General features: G+C 70.9%; 16 protein-coding genes. 3 read left to right on the top strand and 13 right to left on the bottom strand.

Annotated features, from left to right (window positions below):
• Nucleotides 1-73 precede the first annotated feature (73 nt).
• The 5 genes from AB0D53_RS34240 to AB0D53_RS34220 all read right to left on the bottom strand — a co-directional run bounded on the left by AB0D53_RS34240 (nt 74) and on the right by AB0D53_RS34220 (nt 5,532).
• On the bottom strand, nt 74-1,744 hold the full coding sequence (locus AB0D53_RS34240; RefSeq protein ID WP_362453140.1) for a bifunctional uroporphyrinogen-III C-methyltransferase/uroporphyrinogen-III synthase: 1,671 nt from the start codon (nt 1,742-1,744) through the stop codon (nt 74-76).
• A complete protein-coding gene (gene hemC / locus AB0D53_RS34235; protein WP_362453139.1) occupies nt 1,741-2,727 on the bottom strand; it encodes a hydroxymethylbilane synthase in 987 nt (328 codons plus the stop codon). The genes AB0D53_RS34240 and hemC overlap by 4 nt, the downstream gene beginning before the upstream one ends.
• Complete coding sequence (locus AB0D53_RS34230; RefSeq protein WP_362453137.1) at nt 2,724-4,220, bottom strand: glutamyl-tRNA reductase; 1,497 nt, start codon at nt 4,218-4,220, stop codon at nt 2,724-2,726. Before AB0D53_RS34230 ends, hemC begins: the two co-directional genes overlap by 4 nt.
• Nucleotides 4,217-4,984 (bottom strand): redox-sensing transcriptional repressor Rex, encoded by a 768-nt coding sequence (locus AB0D53_RS34225; RefSeq protein ID WP_362453136.1) that lies wholly within the window; start codon nt 4,982-4,984, stop codon nt 4,217-4,219. The genes AB0D53_RS34230 and AB0D53_RS34225 overlap by 4 nt, the downstream gene beginning before the upstream one ends.
• A gap of 272 nt (nt 4,985-5,256) precedes the next feature.
• Complete coding sequence (locus AB0D53_RS34220; protein ID WP_362453135.1) at nt 5,257-5,532, bottom strand: glutaredoxin family protein; 276 nt, start codon at nt 5,530-5,532, stop codon at nt 5,257-5,259.
• Nucleotides 5,533-5,678: 146 nt separating this feature from the next.
• Between AB0D53_RS34220 and AB0D53_RS34215 the strand changes: the two genes are divergently transcribed.
• The 3 genes from AB0D53_RS34215 (at nt 5,679) to AB0D53_RS34205 (ending at nt 9,183) form a co-directional block, all read left to right on the top strand.
• Nucleotides 5,679-6,632, top strand: coding sequence for an HAD-IB family hydrolase (locus tag AB0D53_RS34215; protein WP_362453133.1), 954 nt, complete (start codon nt 5,679-5,681; stop codon nt 6,630-6,632).
• A gap of 361 nt (nt 6,633-6,993) precedes the next feature.
• The gene (locus tag AB0D53_RS34210; RefSeq protein WP_266417839.1) at nt 6,994-7,770 is read left to right on the top strand and encodes an ECF subfamily RNA polymerase sigma factor, BldN family; all 777 of its coding nucleotides are present in this window, start codon (nt 6,994-6,996) and stop codon (nt 7,768-7,770) included.
• Between the two features lie 225 nt (nt 7,771-7,995).
• The gene (locus tag AB0D53_RS34205; protein ID WP_362453132.1) at nt 7,996-9,183 is read left to right on the top strand and encodes a DUF5667 domain-containing protein; all 1,188 of its coding nucleotides are present in this window, start codon (nt 7,996-7,998) and stop codon (nt 9,181-9,183) included.
• Between the two features lie 90 nt (nt 9,184-9,273).
• Here AB0D53_RS34205 and AB0D53_RS34200 read toward each other — a convergent pair whose 3' ends face one another.
• The 8 genes from AB0D53_RS34200 to AB0D53_RS34165 all read right to left on the bottom strand — a co-directional run bounded on the left by AB0D53_RS34200 (nt 9,274) and on the right by AB0D53_RS34165 (nt 16,152).
• The gene (locus AB0D53_RS34200; protein ID WP_362453131.1) at nt 9,274-10,332 is read right to left on the bottom strand and encodes a lysophospholipid acyltransferase family protein; all 1,059 of its coding nucleotides are present in this window, start codon (nt 10,330-10,332) and stop codon (nt 9,274-9,276) included.
• Nucleotides 10,333-10,347: 15 nt separating this feature from the next.
• A complete protein-coding gene (locus tag AB0D53_RS34195) occupies nt 10,348-11,442 on the bottom strand; it encodes an NAD-dependent epimerase/dehydratase family protein (RefSeq protein WP_362453130.1) in 1,095 nt (364 codons plus the stop codon).
• A 185-nt stretch (nt 11,443-11,627) separates the two neighbouring features.
• Nucleotides 11,628-11,726: an AURKAIP1/COX24 domain-containing protein gene (locus AB0D53_RS34190; protein ID WP_003948845.1), complete on the bottom strand. Its 99-nt coding sequence runs from the start codon at nt 11,724-11,726 to the stop codon at nt 11,628-11,630.
• 110 nt (nt 11,727-11,836) lie between these two features.
• The gene (locus AB0D53_RS34185) at nt 11,837-12,049 is read right to left on the bottom strand and encodes a helix-turn-helix domain-containing protein (protein ID WP_014046653.1); all 213 of its coding nucleotides are present in this window, start codon (nt 12,047-12,049) and stop codon (nt 11,837-11,839) included.
• 128 nt (nt 12,050-12,177) lie between these two features.
• On the bottom strand, nt 12,178-12,993 hold the full coding sequence (locus AB0D53_RS34180; protein ID WP_362453129.1) for a phosphatase: 816 nt from the start codon (nt 12,991-12,993) through the stop codon (nt 12,178-12,180).
• Nucleotides 12,994-13,115: 122 nt separating this feature from the next.
• Nucleotides 13,116-14,288 (bottom strand): acetoin utilization protein AcuC, encoded by a 1,173-nt coding sequence (locus tag AB0D53_RS34175; protein ID WP_362453128.1) that lies wholly within the window; start codon nt 14,286-14,288, stop codon nt 13,116-13,118.
• Nucleotides 14,257-15,465 carry an MFS transporter gene (locus AB0D53_RS34170; protein WP_362453127.1) on the bottom strand — a complete coding sequence of 403 codons (1,209 nt, stop codon included), beginning with the start codon at nt 15,463-15,465 and terminating at the stop codon, nt 14,257-14,259. Before AB0D53_RS34170 ends, AB0D53_RS34175 begins: the two co-directional genes overlap by 32 nt.
• A gap of 42 nt (nt 15,466-15,507) precedes the next feature.
• On the bottom strand, nt 15,508-16,152 hold the full coding sequence (locus AB0D53_RS34165; protein WP_362453126.1) for an HAD family hydrolase: 645 nt from the start codon (nt 16,150-16,152) through the stop codon (nt 15,508-15,510).
• Between the last annotated feature and the right edge of the window lie 116 nt (nt 16,153-16,268).

Below are 16,268 nucleotides of genomic sequence, written 5' to 3'. Positions count from 1 at the left end.
AAGAAGACGGTGAAACGGGCAGGGGCCCGGCTGCCGAAGCAACCGGGCCCCTCACACTGCTCGACCGGTCGGGTCAGGTCGTCGTACGACGCCGTCGCGCACCGGGACGCCGCTCGCTCGGCCGGGTCACCGGATCGCCGGCCTCCTTCGCCGCCTCCCGGCGCCGGGCTCCGAACTCGGCGAGCGCCTCGGCCAGCTTGTGCACCGACGGCTCCGGGGAGAGGACGTCGACGCGCAGACCGTGCTCCTCGGCGGTCTTCGCCGTCGCCGGGCCGATACACGCGATGACCGTCACGTTGTGCGGCTTGCCCGCGATGCCGACCAGGTTCCGCACGGTCGACGACGAGGTGAAGAGCACCGCGTCGAAACCACCGCCCTTGATCGCCTCACGCGTGTCCGAGGGCGGCGGCGAGGCGCGGACCGTGCGGTACGCGGTGACGTCGTCGACCTCCCAGCCCAGCTCGATGAGCCCGGCCACCAGCGTCTCGGTGGCGATGTCGGCACGCGGCAGGAAGACCCGGTCGATCGGGTCGAAGACCGGATCGTACGGCGGCCAGTCCTCCAGCAGCCCGGCGGCGGACTGCTCACCGGACGGCACCAGGTCCGGCTTCACACCGAAGTCGACGAGCGCGGCGGCGGTCTGCTCGCCGACGGCCGCGACCTTGATCCCGGCGAAGGCACGGGCGTCGAGCCCGTACTCCTCGAACTTCTCCCGGACGGCCTTCACGGCATTGACGCTGGTGAAGGCGATCCACTCGTAGCGGCCCGTGACCAGGCCCTTGACCGCACGCTCCATCTGCTGGGGCGTACGGGGCGGCTCGACGGCGATCGTCGGAACCTCGTGCGGCACGGCCCCGTAGGAACGAAGCTGGTCGGAGAGCGACGCGGCCTGCTCCTTCGTACGCGGCACGAGCACCTTCCAGCCGAACAGCGGCTTGGACTCGAACCACGCGAGCTGGTCGCGCTGGGCGGCGGAGCTGCGCTCACCGACCACGGCTATGACGGGCCGGTGCCCCTCCGGCGACGGCAGTACCTTCGCCTGCTTCAGGACCTGGGCGATCGTCCCGAGGGTCGCCGCCCAGGTGCGCTGGCGGGTCGTCGTACCGGCGACCGTCACGGTCAGCGGGGTGTCGGGCTTGCGGCCCGCCGAGACCAGCTCACCGGCGGCCGCGGCCACCGCGTCGAGCGTCGTCGAGACGACGGCCGTGGCATCGCTCGCGCCGACCTCGGTCCAGCAGCGGTCGGAGGCGGTACGGGCATCCACGAACCTGACGTCCGCGCCCTGCTCGTCACGGAGCGGCACACCGGCGTACGCGGGCACGCCCACGACATTGGCGACGCCCGGCACGACCTCGAAGGGGATGCCGGCGGCGGCGCAGGCGAGCATCTCGGCACCGGCGTTGCCGTCCAGTCCCGGGTCGCCCGCGACGGCACGGACGACCCGCCTGCCGCCCCTCACCGCCTCCATGACAAGATTGGCCGCATCCCTGAGAACGGGAACACCGGCGGCTGCTGACTGCGCGTCAACAACCGTCAGCTCAGGTGTGCTTACGCTTGCCCGCGCATGGCAGCGAACGACGCCGAGGACGTCCGGCTCGGCGACAAGGACGTCCGCGCTCGCAAGCGCCTCGACGGCGCGCAGAGTCAGCAGTCCCGGGTCGCCGGGACCGGCGCCGAGGAAGGTGACGTGCCCTTGTGCGGACAGGGCCGGAAAGTCGGATGCGGCGGGGCCGGTGGGGCTCAAAGTGCTCGCTCCCCCATAAGACCGGCCGCACCCTTGGCAAGCATCTCGGCCGCGAGCTCGCGACCGAGGGCCGCCGCGTCGTCCTGCGACGTGGGGACGGGACCGGTGGTGGACATCTGCACCAGCGAGGAACCGTCGGTGGAACCGACGACACCGCGCAGGCGCAGTTCGTTGACAGCCTGTCCGTCGACCAGGAGGTCGGCCAGCGCACCCACGGGTGCGGAGCAGCCGGCCTCCAGGGCGGCGAGCAGGGCACGCTCGGCGGTCACGGCGACCCGGGTGTACGGGTCGTCGAGCTCGGCGAGCGCGGCGGCGAGGTCGGCGCTGCTCGCAGCGCACTCGATCGCCAGTGCTCCCTGGCCGGGAGCGGGCAGGACGGTGTCGACCGACAGGAAGTCGGTCACCTCACCGGTCCGGCCGAGGCGGCTGAGCCCGGCCGCGGCGAGTACCACCGCGTCCAGCTCACCGCTCCGGACAAATCCGATACGCGTATCGACGTTCCCCCGTATCGCCACGGTCTCTATGTCGAGGCCGTGGTTACGGGCGTACGCGTTGAGCTGCGCCATGCGGCGCGGCGAGCCGGTACCGATGCGGGCACCGGACGGCAGCCGCTCGAAGGTCAGCCCGTCCCGCGCCACCAGCACGTCGCGCGGGTCCTCGCGCACCGGCACCGCGGCCAGCACGAGGCCCTCGGGCTGCGCGGTCGGCAGGTCCTTGAGCGAGTGGACGGCGAAGTCCACCTCGCCCCGCAGCAGCGCGTCGCGCAGCGCCGCGACGAACACACCGGTGCCGCCGATCTGCGCGAGGTGCTCCCGCGAGGTGTCGCCGTACGTGGTGATCTCGACGAGCTCGACGGCGCGCCCGGTCACCTCGCTGACCGCGTCGGCGACGTGGCCGGACTGCGCCATGGCGAGCTTGCTGCGCCGGGTGCCCAGCCTCAGCGGCTTGTCGGCCCCCGCGCCCAGGGGTGAGTTGTCGGTCATGACCGCCCTCGATTCGGGTCGTTCAGGTCTGCCCGGGAGACGGCTGCGACCGTCTGCGGGTCGAGGTCGAAGAGTTCCCGCAGCGCATCGGCGTACCCGGCGCCGCCGGGCTCGCTGGCGAGCTGCTTGACCCGCACGGTGGGCGCGTGCAGGAGCTTGTCGACGACGCGGCGCACGGTCTGCGAGATCTCGGCGCGCTGCTTCTCGTCCAGGTCGGGGAGGCGTCCGTCGAGCCGCGCGATCTCGCCCGCGACCACTCCGGCGGCCATCGTGCGCAGCGCGACGACGGTCGGGGTGATGTGGGCGGCGCGCTGGGCGGCGCCGAAGGCGGCGACCTCGTCGGAGACGATGGTGCGCACCTGGTCCACGTCGGCGGCCATCGGGGCGTCCGCCGACGCCTCCGCGAGCGACTCGATGTCGACGAGGCGCACCCCGTCGAGCCTGGCCGCTCCGCCGTCGATGTCGCGCGGCATGGCGAGGTCGAGCAGGGCCAGGCGCACGGGGCCGGCGCCCTGCGCGGGCACGGTGGCCCGGCGGGCGGCCTGGCGCACCGCCGGGGCGCTGCCGTTCTCCACCCAGGCCGCATGCCGGTCGGCGTCGGCGGGGGCGGGCACCGCGGGCGCGGCGGCGGGCGTCTCGACGGCGGCCTCGACGTCCAGGCCGAGCGCCCCGGCGACGGCCTCGGCGGTCAGCACGAGACCGGTCGCACCGGTGCACGAGACGACGACGTCGGCACGTGTCAGTTCGTCGCGGACGGCGGCCATCTCCACGGCTCGGGCGGCCACGCCGGTGCCTCCGGGCTGGGCCAGGATCTCGACGAGCCGGTCGGCACGGGCCCGGGTCCGGTTGGCGACGACGATCTCGGCGACACCGGTGCGGGCCAGGGTGGCGGCGGCGAGCGAGGACATCGAGCCCGCGCCGATCACCAGGGCGCGCTTGCCCGCGGCCCAGTCGGCGACGTCCGCGCCGGCCGCGAGCTGCTCCAGGCCGAAGGTGACGAGCGACTGCCCGGCCCGGTCGATCCCGGTCTCGCTGTGGGCCCGCTTGCCGACCCGCAGGGCCTGCTGGAACAGGTCGTTCAGCAGCCGGCCCGCGGTGTGGAGCTCCTGCCCCAGCGCCAGCGCGTCCTTGATCTGGCCGAGGATCTGGCCCTCGCCGACGACCATCGAGTCCAGCCCGCACGCCACCGAGAAGAGGTGGTGGACGGCCCGGTCCTCGTAGTGCACATAGAGATACGGAGTGAGCTCGTCCAGACCGACGCCGCTGTGCTGGGCGAGGAGCGTGGACAGCTCGGCGACGCCCGCGTGGAACTTGTCCACGTCGGCGTACAGCTCGATGCGGTTGCAGGTGGCCAGGACGGCGGCCTCGACCGCGGGCTCCGCGGCGAGGGTGTCCTGGAGCAGCTTGGCCTGTGTCTCGGCAGCCAGCGAGGCCCGCTCCAGTACGGAGACGGGGGCGCTGCGGTGGCTCAGCCCTACGACGAGAAGACTCATGCCGGCATCACGGCGGGCATGTCCCCGTCAGGTCCCTTCCGGCTTCCGGTGGCCGAGCGCACCGGGGGTGCGGCCGGGTCCGGAGTGCTCTCGGCGGTGTCCTCGCCGGACTTGCGCTGCTCGTGGAAGGCGAGGATCTGGAGCTCGATGGAGAGGTCGACCTTGCGGACGTCCACCCCGTCGGGCACGGACAGCACGGTCGGCGCGAAGTTCAGGATGGAGGTGACACCCGCGGCGACGAGCCGGTCACAGACCTGCTGTGCGGCACCGGCCGGGGTCGAGATGACACCGATCGACACGCCGTTGTCACCGACGATCTGCTCCAGTTCGTCGGCGTGCTGGACGGGGATCCCGGCGACCGGCGTTCCGGCCATCGCGGGATCGGCGTCGATCAGCGCGGCGACCCGGAAACCGCGGGAGGCGAAGCCGCCGTAGTTGGCGAGCGCGGCGCCGAGGTTACCGATGCCGACGATCACGACCGGCCAGTCCTGGGTGAGCCCGAGTTCGCGGGAGATCTGGTACACGAGATACTCGACGTCGTACCCGACACCGCGCGTCCCGTACGAACCGAGGTAGCTGAAGTCCTTGCGCAGCTTGGCGGAGTTGACCCCCGCCGCCGCGGCGAGCTCCTCGGACGAGACCGTGGGTACCGAGCGCTCGGAGAGCGCGGTCAGTGCGCGCAGGTACAGCGGAAGTCGGGCGACGGTGGCCTCGGGAATTCCTCGGCTACGGGTCGCCGGTCGGTGAGTTCGGCCAGTTGCCACGGTGCTCCTGCGGGATGAGCGGGGCTGCAGGCGGCCGTATTTCCCAGGACCGCCCCGTCGAATGCAGGCTATGTCTTTGTGAACGCGTGCACAAAGATAGTGTCCGTTTTGTCCGGTCAAAGTGACCGGGGTCACGCACATTCGTCGTGCGATCCCGGAACCAAGGATCGCATCAGCCCGTTGCAGGCCCGAAGGGGGCAAAGCGGCACACACTCCTCACAACCACTCCCCCGAGAGCACTCAAAACGCCCACGATGGTAACCGGCTTTCGCTCAGGAACGCAGTGCCCTGCGCAACCTCTCCGGGTCCACCCGCCAGAACGTGTGCTGCTCGTCGTCGATCAGCACCACCGGGATCTGCTCCCAGTACTCCCGGTACAGCTCCTCGTCCCGGGTGATGTCCTTCTCCGCCCAGGACGCACCGGTCTCCTCGCACACCTCCCTCACCACCTGCCTGGCGTCGTCGCAGAGGTGACACCCGGGTTTCCCCACCAGGGTCACCACGCGTTCCGCGGGCTTCTTCTTCGCACGTCGCAACAGGGCACTCATGCCTTCATTCTGCGCCGGGGCGAAGCCTTTACGTTCTCCATCCGGAACGCAGGGAATGACCCGCCCGACAAATCGGCCGCCGAGAGTTCACGCCGCGGCATCCCGGCAGGTCGGGAAGGGACTGACCGACTGGCTATGCTCACGGCATGGCCGCTCTTGGATGGCTCACACCCCGTAGGCGCCCCGCGACAGCACGGAGCGTGCTGGCCGGCGAGGCAGCAGCTGAGGCAGCGCGGAAATCCACCCTCCCCGACGATCAGTCCCCCGGCACCGGGCAGGACGCCGCCACGAAGGCGGAGGCCGAGGAAGCCCCCTTCCCCGTCGTCGGCGACGACCGGGCCGCCGCCTTCTTCGACCTGGACAACACCGTCATGCAGGGCGCGGCGATCTTCCACTTCGGCCGCGGCCTGTACAAGCGGAAGTTCTTCCAGCGCCGCGAGCTGACCCGGTTCGCCTGGCAGCAGGCCTGGTTCAGGCTGGCCGGCGTCGAGGACCCGGAACACATGCAGGACGCCCGCGACAGCGCCCTGTCCATCGTCAAGGGCCACCGGGTCTCCGAGCTGATGTCCATCGGCGAGGAGATCTACGACGAGTACATGGCCGACCGCATCTGGCCCGGCACCCGGGCCCTCGCCCAGGCCCACCTCGACGCCGGACAGCGGGTCTGGCTGGTCACCGCCGCCCCGGTCGAGACCGCCACGATCATCGCCCGCCGGCTCGGCCTGACCGGCGCGCTCGGCACGGTCGCCGAATCCGTGGGCGGCGTCTACACCGGCCGCCTGGTCGGCGAGCCGCTGCACGGGCCCGCGAAGGCCGAGGCGGTCCGCGCCCTGGCCGCCGCCGAGGGCCTGGACCTCGACCGCTGCGCGGCGTACAGCGATTCGCACAACGACATCCCGATGCTGTCCCTGGTCGGACACCCGTACGCGATCAACCCCGACGCCAAGCTCCGCAAGCACGCCCGCGCGCTCGACTGGCGACTGCGGGACTACCGCACGGGCCGCAAGGCGGCCAAGGTCGGCATCCCGGCCGCGGCCGGCGTGGGCGCGATCGCGGGCGGCACCGCGGCCGCCGTCGCCCTGCACCGACGCCGCCGCTGACACGTCCCCGCCCCGCCCGGCCCCTCCAGGGGCCGGGCGAGCCACGCCCGGACCCGCGCGACCGATCCGAACCCCTTACCCACCGACCGCTCCCGCCAGTCGCGTTGCTCGCACACGACCACAACCCGTCGCCCCGGCAGACAGATCACGAAGTAATTCGATCAACAATCGGTCACGATGTGCTACCTGATGCGTCATTTAGTCGCTACGGAAGCGACGTAATCGGTGATTTGAGCAACTGGGTGTAGCACTGCCTGTACGAAGCGTTATTCTCCTCAGACGCATTCCGGAACCCACCGCTCACTACGACGAGTGACGGTTTCGCACTGCACGTGATGGAAGCTCTGCCTCTGGGAGTCCCGTGTACCCACACGTCGGGGTTGACACCTCGGGCCTGGCTACGCTGCGCGCAACGGTCGCCGACCGCTTGCGCGGCTTCGTCCCCACCGCGTACGCCGTCCCCGCATTTGCCACCCCTGCACCTGTCGGCCCCTGCTATGCCCTGGCCGAACGCGGTGCGGCGGTCGGAAGACGCAGCAACCGCGGTGCAACGACCACGTCCACCGTCCGCCGGCCGACCGCCGACAGCGACAGCGCGCGCATGATGGATCTCGTCGAGCGCGCCCAGGCCGGCGAGGCCGACGCCTTCGGCCGCCTCTACGACCAGTACAGCGACACCGTCTACCGCTACATCTACTACCGCGTGGGCGGAAAGGCGACGGCGGAGGATCTCACCAGCGAGACCTTCCTGCGCGCCCTGCGCCGCATCTCCACCTTCACCTGGCAGGGCCGCGACTTCGGCGCCTGGCTGGTCACCATCGCCCGCAACCTGGTCGCCGACCACTTCAAGTCGAGCCGCTTCCGGCTCGAAGTGACCACCGGCGAAATGCTCGACGCCAACGAGGTCGAACGCAGCCCGGAGGACTCCGTCCTGGAGTCCCTCTCCAACGCCGCGCTCCTGCAGGCCGTGCGCCGGCTCAATCCCCAGCAGCAGGAGTGCGTGACCCTGCGCTTCCTCCAGGGCCTCTCGGTCGCCGAGACCGCCCGGGTCATGGGCAAGAACGAGGGCGCGATCAAGACCCTCCAGTACCGCGCCGTCCGCACGCTGGCCCGGCTCCTCCCGGACGATGCCCGCTGACCCCACGCCGGGCCGAATCACTCTCGGCGACACGCTCATCACGCACTGGTCCGATCATCCTTCGTGCGTAACCCAAGTGCCGAGCCCCTCGTTGTGCCGGTTGCAGGCCCCCTGTCGTCACCCCATGTCCGCCGACACTCACTCATTCGTGTGGAAGCGCTCAAGGTGTGCAACCTTCCGGACCCCCAGGGGAGTCGACCGTCATGACGAGAGGAGGTGCCGCCAGTGATCGCAAACGTTTCGGCACACCGGCGGGCGAACGCCTTCGCCCAGGCCCTGGAGGAGCAGTCGCTCCGCGGTGCGGCGGCCGCACAGCCCGAGGAGCCGGCCGAAGAGGCCGGCCACGGACCGCTGCTGGCCCTGGCGAACGGCCTCGGTGAGGTACCGCGGCCGGAGTTGGATCCCGAGGTCAAAGTGGTGCAGCGAGCCCAACTCGTCGCCGCCATGGAGGCCATGCTCACCGAGGGCGGCGCGTCCGCGGGCCCTACGGTGCCCGAGCAGCGTGCCAAGGGAGCCCACCGGGCCTCCCCGCTCCGGAAATTGCGACCGCGTTCACGCTGGACGAAGGGCCTCGCGGCCGGCGGACTCACCGTCGGTGTGGCGGCGGGAGCCTTCGGCGGCGTGGCCGCTGCCAGTTCCGACGCCCTGCCGGGTGATTCGCTGTACGGGCTCAAACGCGGCATGGAGGACATCCACCTCGGCATGGCCAGCGGCGACGCCGACCGCGGCGAGGTCTACCTCGACCAGGCGTCCACCAGGCTCAGCGAGGCACGCCGGCTGATGGAGCGCGCCCGCTCCGGCGCCCTGGACCACGAACAGCTCGGCGAGATCAGGCGCACGCTCAACGGCATGACGCACGACGCCAGCGAGGGCCACCGCCTGCTCCACTCCGCCTACCAGCAGAACGGCGCCATCGGCCCCATCCAGACCCTGGACTCCTTCTCCCGCGCGCACCGCGAGACCTGGAGCAGCCTCCGCGACCGGCTGCCCGTGCAGCTGACGGACGTCGGCGACCAGGTCAGCTCGGTCTTCGACGCCATAGACCAAGAGGTCCAGCCGCTCCAGTCGCTGCTCCCCCGCATCCCGGACGGCAGCGGCGGCGCACAGCAGCCGGGCACCACGAACCGGGACACCGCGCCCTCCCGCACGACACCCTCGGCGCCCACGTCCCCGGAGGCCCCGCACGGCCGCACGGGCGACAGCACCGCGCCCCACCCGTCAGGATCGGGCAGCGCCGCGTCCGAGGGCCTGATCGGCGGCACGGACGGCCTCCTCGGCACCCCGCCCCCGGGCACCGCCCCGTCCACCGACGGCCGGGCCGGCACCCCGCCCACCCCGGACGTCACCCTCCCGCCGCTCCTCCCCGGCCTGCTCCCGGGCCTGGGCATCAACGGCGAGGACGGGAACGACTAGCGCCGCGCGGGAACGACTGGCGCCGCCACGAGACGGGCGGACGGGCTCGGAGTGCCCGTCCGCCCGTCTCGTGCTGCCATCCCCGCAGCCTCAGAAGAACACCGACCTCCGCTGCACCAGCAGCTTGTACAGCGTGTGCTGGATCTGCTCCCGCACCTGATCCGTCAGATTGAACATCAGCATCGGATCCTCCGCCGCCTCCACCGGATACCCGGCCGTGGAGATCGGCTCACCGAACTGGATCGTCCACTTCGTCGGCAGCGGCACCGCCCCGAGCGGCCCGAGCCAGGGGAACGTCGGCGTGATCGGGAAGTACGGAAAGCCCAGCAGCCGCGCCAGCGTCTTCGAGTTGCCGATCATCGGGTAGATCTCCTCCGCCCCCACGATCGAGCACGGAATGATCGGCACCCCGGCCCGCAGCGCCGTGGACACGAAGCCGCCCCGCCCGAAGCGCTGGAGCTTGTACCGCTCGCCGAACGGCTTCCCGATGCCCTTGAACCCCTCCGGCATCACCCCCACGACCTCGCCCCGCCGCAGCAGCCGCTCGGCGTCCTCCGCACAGGCCAGCGTGTGCCCGGCCTTGCGCGCCAGCTCGTTCACCACCGGCAGCACGAAGACGAGATCGGCGGCGAGCAGCCGCAGATGACGGCCCGCCGGATGGTTGTCGTGCACGGCGACCTGGAGCATCAGCCCGTCGAGCGGCAGCGTCCCCGAGTGGTTGGACACGATCAGCGCCCCGCCCTCGGAGGGGATGTTCTCGATGCCCTTCACCTCGACCCGGAAGTACTTCTCGTACATCGGCCGGAGCATCGACATCAGGACCTGACCGGTCAGCTCCTCGTCGTACCCGAACTCGTCGACGTCGTACTCGCCGGTGACCCGTCGCCGCAGGAACGCGAGCCCGCCGGCGAGCCTCCGGTCCCAGCCGCCGCGCTCGTCCCCTCCCAGGGACCGCCCGGCCCCCTCGGGTGCCTCGGGCTCCTCCTGCGGCTTCGAGGCGTCCTGCTGCCCCGGAAGCGCGCTCACGGCCGCCGGCCCGGGCCCCTGGCCCCGGACACCGCCCGCTGCGGACCGGCGCCGTGCGGGACGCGCTGAACCACCCGTCCGCGAACGGTCGTCGTCGAACGGAATGACCTTGGCATCCGCCATCGTCGGTGCGCTCCTCTACCTGGCGCTGGGGGTCGGCTCGGTTTCGCCGGCCCCGGTGAACCCCGGAACATCGCCGCCCGCCCCGGCGAACGGCATGCCGGCCAGTCTGTCGACCACCCCGCCCACCGCCTCGGGCGGCAGCAGTCCGGGCCCCTGACTGCGCGCGAACTCCGCGAACGTCTCCGCGGTACTGAACCGGGGGTGGAAGCCGAGCGTCTCGCGCATCTGCACGGTGGAGACCACCCGGCCGTGGGTGAGCAGCCGGATCTGCTCCGGCGAGAAGTCCGTCATGGCGAAGGTACGCAGCGCCTGGCCGACCCAGGTGACCGCGGGCAGCAGCAACGGCACCGTCGGCCGCCCCAGCCGCCGCGAGCACTGCGAGAGCAGCAGCACCCCGTCCCCCGCGATGTTGAACGTGCCGCTGTTCAGCGTCCCGCGCCCCGGCTCGCCCGACGCGACACCCAGTACGTCGACGACATCGTCCTCGTGCACGAACTGGAGCCTCGGGTCGTACCCGAACACCGTCGGCAGAACGGGCAGCGAGAGATAGTCGGCGAGCGGCGAATCGGCCCGGGGGCCCAGGATGTTCGCGAACCTGAGTACGCACACGGCCACATCCGGGCGGCGGCGCGCGAAGCCCCGCACGTACCCCTCGACCTCCACCACGTCCTTGGCGAAGCCGCCGCTGGGCAGGGACTTGGGCGGGGTGGTCTCGGTGAAGACCGCCGGGTCGCGCGGCGCCGAGCCGTACACGTTCGTACTGGACTTGACCACCAGCCGCCGCACGCTCGGCGCCTTCTGGCAGGCGCCGAGCAGCTGCATGGTGCCGATGACGTTGGTCTCCTTGACCGTCGTCCGGCCGCCCGTGCCGACCGCCTTGGCCGAGACGTCCAGATGCACCACGGTGTCGACGGAGTGCTCGGCGAGGACTCTGGCGATCGCCGGCTGGCGGATGTCCGCCGTCACGAACTCGGCGTCGCCCAACTCGTGTGCGGGCACGACCGCGTCGACGGCGATCACCCGGTCCACGCCCGGATCACGCTGGATGCGCCGCACGAAGCGGCCGCCCAGCTGCCGGGCCGCTCCCGTGACCAGCACGACCTTCCCCAAGATCCGCGCCTTCCGTCGAAAGGTTTCCCCTGGCCGTCACCGTAGCGGGTGGATGTTGCCCTGTGATGACCGCACGGCGGCCTTCCCCCGAGTCTTTGGCCCGAATGCGGGTCACCGCCCCACAACGCGCCGCAGCCCTCCCGCCGGATCGGCGGGAGGGCTGCGGATTCACGAACTGCGTTCGCCTACTTCTTGTTGCGACGCTGAACGCGCGTGCGCTTGAGCAGCTTGCGGTGCTTCTTCTTGGCCATCCGCTTGCGCCGCTTCTTGATAACAGAGCCCACGACTACCCTCGCTCACTTCTTCTTCACTGGTGCGGGGCGTCTGGGCCCACACGACCTACGTCGGCCTAGCCTACCCGCCAGCGCGTGAGGGGCGTAATCCGAGGTGAACCTCAGGCGGACTCCACCCCCACAAAGGACTCGCGGAGATACTCGTGAACCGCTTGCTCCGGAACCCGGAAGGACCTGCCCACCCGGATCGCCGGCAGATGACCGCTGTGCACCAAGCGGTACACGGTCATCTTCGACACTCTCATGACCGAGGCGACTTCCGCCACGGTCAGAAACTTGACCTCGTTGAGAGGCCTCTCGCTGCCAGCAGCCATGACCCACCTGTACCTTCCGCACGAGACGCGCACCGGCTTCCCCTCCGGTGACTCTTCGTCGTTGTGCGCTCACTCCCCAGGTTAGGGGCGGGTGATGCGAGTGGGGAAGAGGTGAGGCGATCGGCCGCCTACCGTGACAGAAACGCCCGATTGAGTACATAGCGCGTGAGCGGCCGGTAGTACGCGGACGGCACGGCGTCGTCGAGCGGCACGGCGACCGCCACCCTCCCCTCGGCCTCCCCGACGAACAGCGCGGGATCGTCCGTATCGGCCAGGCCGATCGCCTCAATGCCCAGCTGACCTGCCCCGCAGACCCACCCGTGGTCCCCGACGACCAGTTCCGGCAGCCGCCCGCGACCCTGCGCGGCAGCCTCCAGCACGACCCTGACCGGCAGCGGGGAATGGGTATGTGCGCCGGTGTCACCACCCGGAGCCCGCACGCCGGGTTCGCGCACCATCGCGACTCCTCGTACGTAATCGAGGCTGCACGTGCGTACGCCGAACCGGGTCGTTATGTCGATACATCGCCCCTGCGCGGGGGTGAGTACGCGGCAGCCGGCCGCCGACATGGCGTCTGCCAGCGCTGCGTAGAAACCGAGCAGCCGGTGCGGATGCCCGGTCCCGAAGAGCACCGGCGCCCGCCGGACCGCGGCATGCGACAGCCGCTCGGCGAAAGCTTCCAGACCGGCCAGGGTCCGCTCCGGATCGATCACATCGAGCCCCGACACATGAGCGGGATCGTCGGAGACCCCGCACCGGTCGGCCATCAGACGGAGCAGATCGGGCTCCTTCCAGCCCTGCCCGGGGACGAGGCCGAGCGTCACCCGCGGATCCCCGGCGGCGAAGAGCCGATAGCTCCGCAGACTCGCTTCCCGCGAGGTGGCCACGGGCCCGGCCAGCCGGGCCGCCAGCAGATGCGCACGCAGCGCTCCGGTGCTCAACACACCACCGATGCTCCCCCAATCACCCGGACGGAGGGCCGGAAGCCGGGTTACGCCGCACAGTTGGCGTAACCATTGCGCGCCACCGCACGGAAACGTCCGCGCCACGACCACCCCTGCCCGGATCAGGCCAGCAGCCCCCGCAGGGGAAACGCCGCCCGCCGCGTCGCCAGCACCGCCTGGTCCAGCCGGTCCGCAGGGTCGTACCCCTCCTCCCACGACTTCCACGAAGGAGTACGGCCGTCCGTCATCCGGGCCGGCCCCAACTGCCGGGTCCGGGCGTAGACCTCGTCCCGCCACGACGACGGAATCACCGACTCCGGGTCCACCGGCGCATGCGCGGCGATCCCCACCAGATGCGTCCAGGACCGCGGCACCACGTCGACCACCGCGTATCCGCCCCCGCCGAGCGCCACCCAGCGCCCGCCCTCCACGTACTCATGGGCGAGATCGTGACAGGCCGACATCACCGCGCGCTGCGCGTCCAGCGACACCGCGAGGTGGGCGAGCGGGTCCTCGAAATGCGTATCGGCACCGTGCTGGCTCACCAGCACCTGTGGCCGGAAGTCGGCCAGCAGTTCCGGCACCACCGCGTGGAACGCCCGCAGCCACCCCGCGTCCCCCGTACCGGCCGGCAGCGCCACGTTCACCGCACTGCCCTCGCCCGCCCCGGAGCCGGTCTCCTCCGGCCAGCCGGTCTGCGGGAAGAGCGTGCGCGGGTGCTCGTGCAGCGAGACGGTCAGAACTCTCGGGTCCTCCCAGAACGCGGCCTGCACCCCGTCGCCGTGGTGCACGTCCACATCGATGTACGCGACCCGCTCGGCGCCCAGCTCCAGCATCCGCGCGATGGCCAGCGCCGGATCGTTGTAGACGCAGAACCCCGCCGCACCGCCGGGCATGGCGTGGTGCAGCCCGCCCGTGAAGTTCACGGCGTGAGAGGTGTCCCCGCGCCACACCGCCTCGGCCGCCGCCACCGACTGACCGGCGATCAGCGCCGACACCTCGTGCATCCCCGCGAACGCCGGATCGTCCACCGTCCCGAGCCCGTAGCGCTGATCGGCCCGCTTCGGATCGACCGAGGCGGCACGCACCGCGGCCACGTAGTCCTCGCGGTGCACCAGTCGCAACGTGGACTCCCCGGCGGGCCTGGCCGCCACCACGTCCACCGCGCCGTCGAGCCCGAACGCCCGGACCAGCCCCATGGTCAGGGCGAGCCTGACGGGGTCCATCGGATGACTTTCCCCGAAGTTGTAACCCGTTACTGCGTCATCCCACATCAACTGTGCGCGGCCGCTCATGCCCGCCACCGTATCGGGCGGACTCCGCGCCGAACGACTTGGCGTACACCAGCGTCGCGAGCACCAGCACCATCGGTACGAGCATCGCCCCGCGGTAGCTCCAGGCGTCCCCGAGCGCCCCCACCAACGGCGATCCCACCAGGAATCCCACGTAGTTGAAGATGTTCAGCCGCGCGATGGCCGTATCGCTCGCCCCGGGGAACATCCGCCCGGCAGCGGCGAACGTCTGCGGCACGATCACGCAGAGCCCGAGCCCCAGCATGGTGAACCCGAGCATCCCGGTCCACGCCCCACCTGCCACCGCCACCACGGCGAACCCGGCAGCCGCCAGCACGCTCCCGGACCGCACCACGGCCACGGCCCCGAACCGCCGCACCCCGAAGTCCCCGACAGCCCGCCCCAGCAGCGTCGTCACCATGTAGACGTTGTACGGAACGGTCGACAGCTGCTCCGAGCTCCCCAGCACGTCCTGCAGATACTTGGCGCTCCAGTTCGAGACCGTCGAGTCCCCGATGTACGCGAAGCTCATCACCAGACAGAGCGGCATCAGCAACTTGAAGGAGACCGAGGCCGCAGCCCCCTTGCCCTGCGTCTCCCCCGCCCCCGCCTCCGTCGAAGCGCCCTCGGCGTACCACCGGCTCCCGATGAACGCGGCGGGCAGCAGCACGACGACCGCAGGCAGGTACGAGACCAGCAGCGAGAGGTCCCAGTGCGCCCCGGCCCACGCCATGGACGCCCCGGCGATCCCGCCCAGGCTGTACGCGGCATGGAAGCCGAGCATGATGGAACGCCCGTACGCCCGCTGGAGGCTGACCCCCATCATGTTCATGGAGGCGTCGAGCGCCCCGACGGACAGCCCGAACACGCCGAGTGCCAGAGCCGCTTCCCACAGTGCGTTACCGGCCCCGGCACCGAGCAGCGCGAGCATCACGACGGGCTGGGCCCACCGCAGCACGACCCTGGGCCGCACCCGAGCGACCACCTTCTCGGTGACCACGCTGCCCACCCCGGCCAGGATGGGCACCGCGGCCAGGAAGACGGGCAACAGCCCGTCGGATATCCCGTACCGGTCCTGAATGGCGGGGATCCGCGTCACCAGCAGAGCGAAGGTGACTCCCTGTACGAAGAAACTGAGCGTGAGGGAGGCCCTGCCGTGCCGCAAACGAGCATCTGTCATGGCCGCGAGCGTAAGGCCAGTTCCTACCCATGGGTAGACGGATCAGGCGAGCAATTCCCGGAGTTGGCCCATGTCGGAGAAGTGCCCGGTCACCCCGGCGAGTCGGTCCGCCGGCATCATCGACGTAAACCCGTACACATCCATCCCCGCGGCCCTGGCCGCCTCCACTCCGAGCGGGCTGTCCTCGATGACGACGCACCGCTCGGGAGCGACGCCCATCCGCTCGGCGGCGCGCAGGAACAGATCGGGCGCCGGCTTTCCGTGCCCCACGTCCTCCGCGCTGAAGATCCATTCTTCCTCGAACCACTGGTCGAGCCCGGTCCTGCGGTGCCCGACCCGGATCCGCTCGTGACTGCCGGAGGACGCGACACAGTACGGAACCCCATCGGCGACAAGCTTCCCCAGCACGTCCTCGACCCCGGCCACCGGTTCCAGCTCCTGCTCGAACGCGGCGAAGATCCGCGAGTGCAGCGTCGCGTCGAAGTCCGGGGGCAGCTTCTCCCCGGTCCGTTCCTCGACGAGATCGTGCACCCGGTGCACGGCGGCCCCCATGTAGTCGCGAAGACTCTCCTGGTACGAGGTGGGGTGACCGAGCTCCGTGAGGTACTCGGCCAGGATGGTGTTGGAGATCGGCTCGCTGTCCACGAGCACACCGTCGTTGTCGAAGATGACCAGTTCGTAGCGCATGGTTCGAGCCTAGACGCTCGGAACGCAGAAAAGCCCCGTGCCACAAGGGCACGGGGCTTTCCCGTAAAAGGAGTTCGGCGGCGTCCTACTCTCCCACAGGGTCCCCCCTGCAGTAC

The sequence above is a fragment of the Streptomyces sp. NPDC048295 genome, from assembly GCF_040652135.1.
Classification (GTDB): domain Bacteria; phylum Actinomycetota; class Actinomycetes; order Streptomycetales; family Streptomycetaceae; genus Streptomyces.
The sequence above is the reverse complement of the archived record's forward strand: the minus strand, read 5'-3'. Positions and strand labels throughout refer to the sequence as shown.

Coding starts and splice junctions, on each gene's coding strand:
- hemC (WP_362453139.1), bottom strand. CDS start 2,727: ATGACCGACAACTCACCCCTGGGCGCGGGGGCCGACAAGCCGCTGAGG.
- AB0D53_RS34230 (WP_362453137.1), bottom strand. CDS start 4,220: ATGAGTCTTCTCGTCGTAGGGCTGAGCCACCGCAGCGCCCCCGTCTCC.
- AB0D53_RS34220 (WP_362453135.1), bottom strand. CDS start 5,532: ATGAGTGCCCTGTTGCGACGTGCGAAGAAGAAGCCCGCGGAACGCGTG.
- AB0D53_RS34215 (WP_362453133.1), top strand. CDS start 5,679: ATGGCCGCTCTTGGATGGCTCACACCCCGTAGGCGCCCCGCGACAGCA.
- AB0D53_RS34200 (WP_362453131.1), bottom strand. CDS start 10,332: ATGGCGGATGCCAAGGTCATTCCGTTCGACGACGACCGTTCGCGGACG.
- AB0D53_RS34185 (WP_014046653.1), bottom strand. CDS start 12,049: ATGGCTGCTGGCAGCGAGAGGCCTCTCAACGAGGTCAAGTTTCTGACC.
- AB0D53_RS34175 (WP_362453128.1), bottom strand. CDS start 14,288: ATGAGCGGCCGCGCACAGTTGATGTGGGATGACGCAGTAACGGGTTAC.
- AB0D53_RS34170 (WP_362453127.1), bottom strand. CDS start 15,465: ATGACAGATGCTCGTTTGCGGCACGGCAGGGCCTCCCTCACGCTCAGT.
- AB0D53_RS34165 (WP_362453126.1), bottom strand. CDS start 16,152: ATGCGCTACGAACTGGTCATCTTCGACAACGACGGTGTGCTCGTGGAC.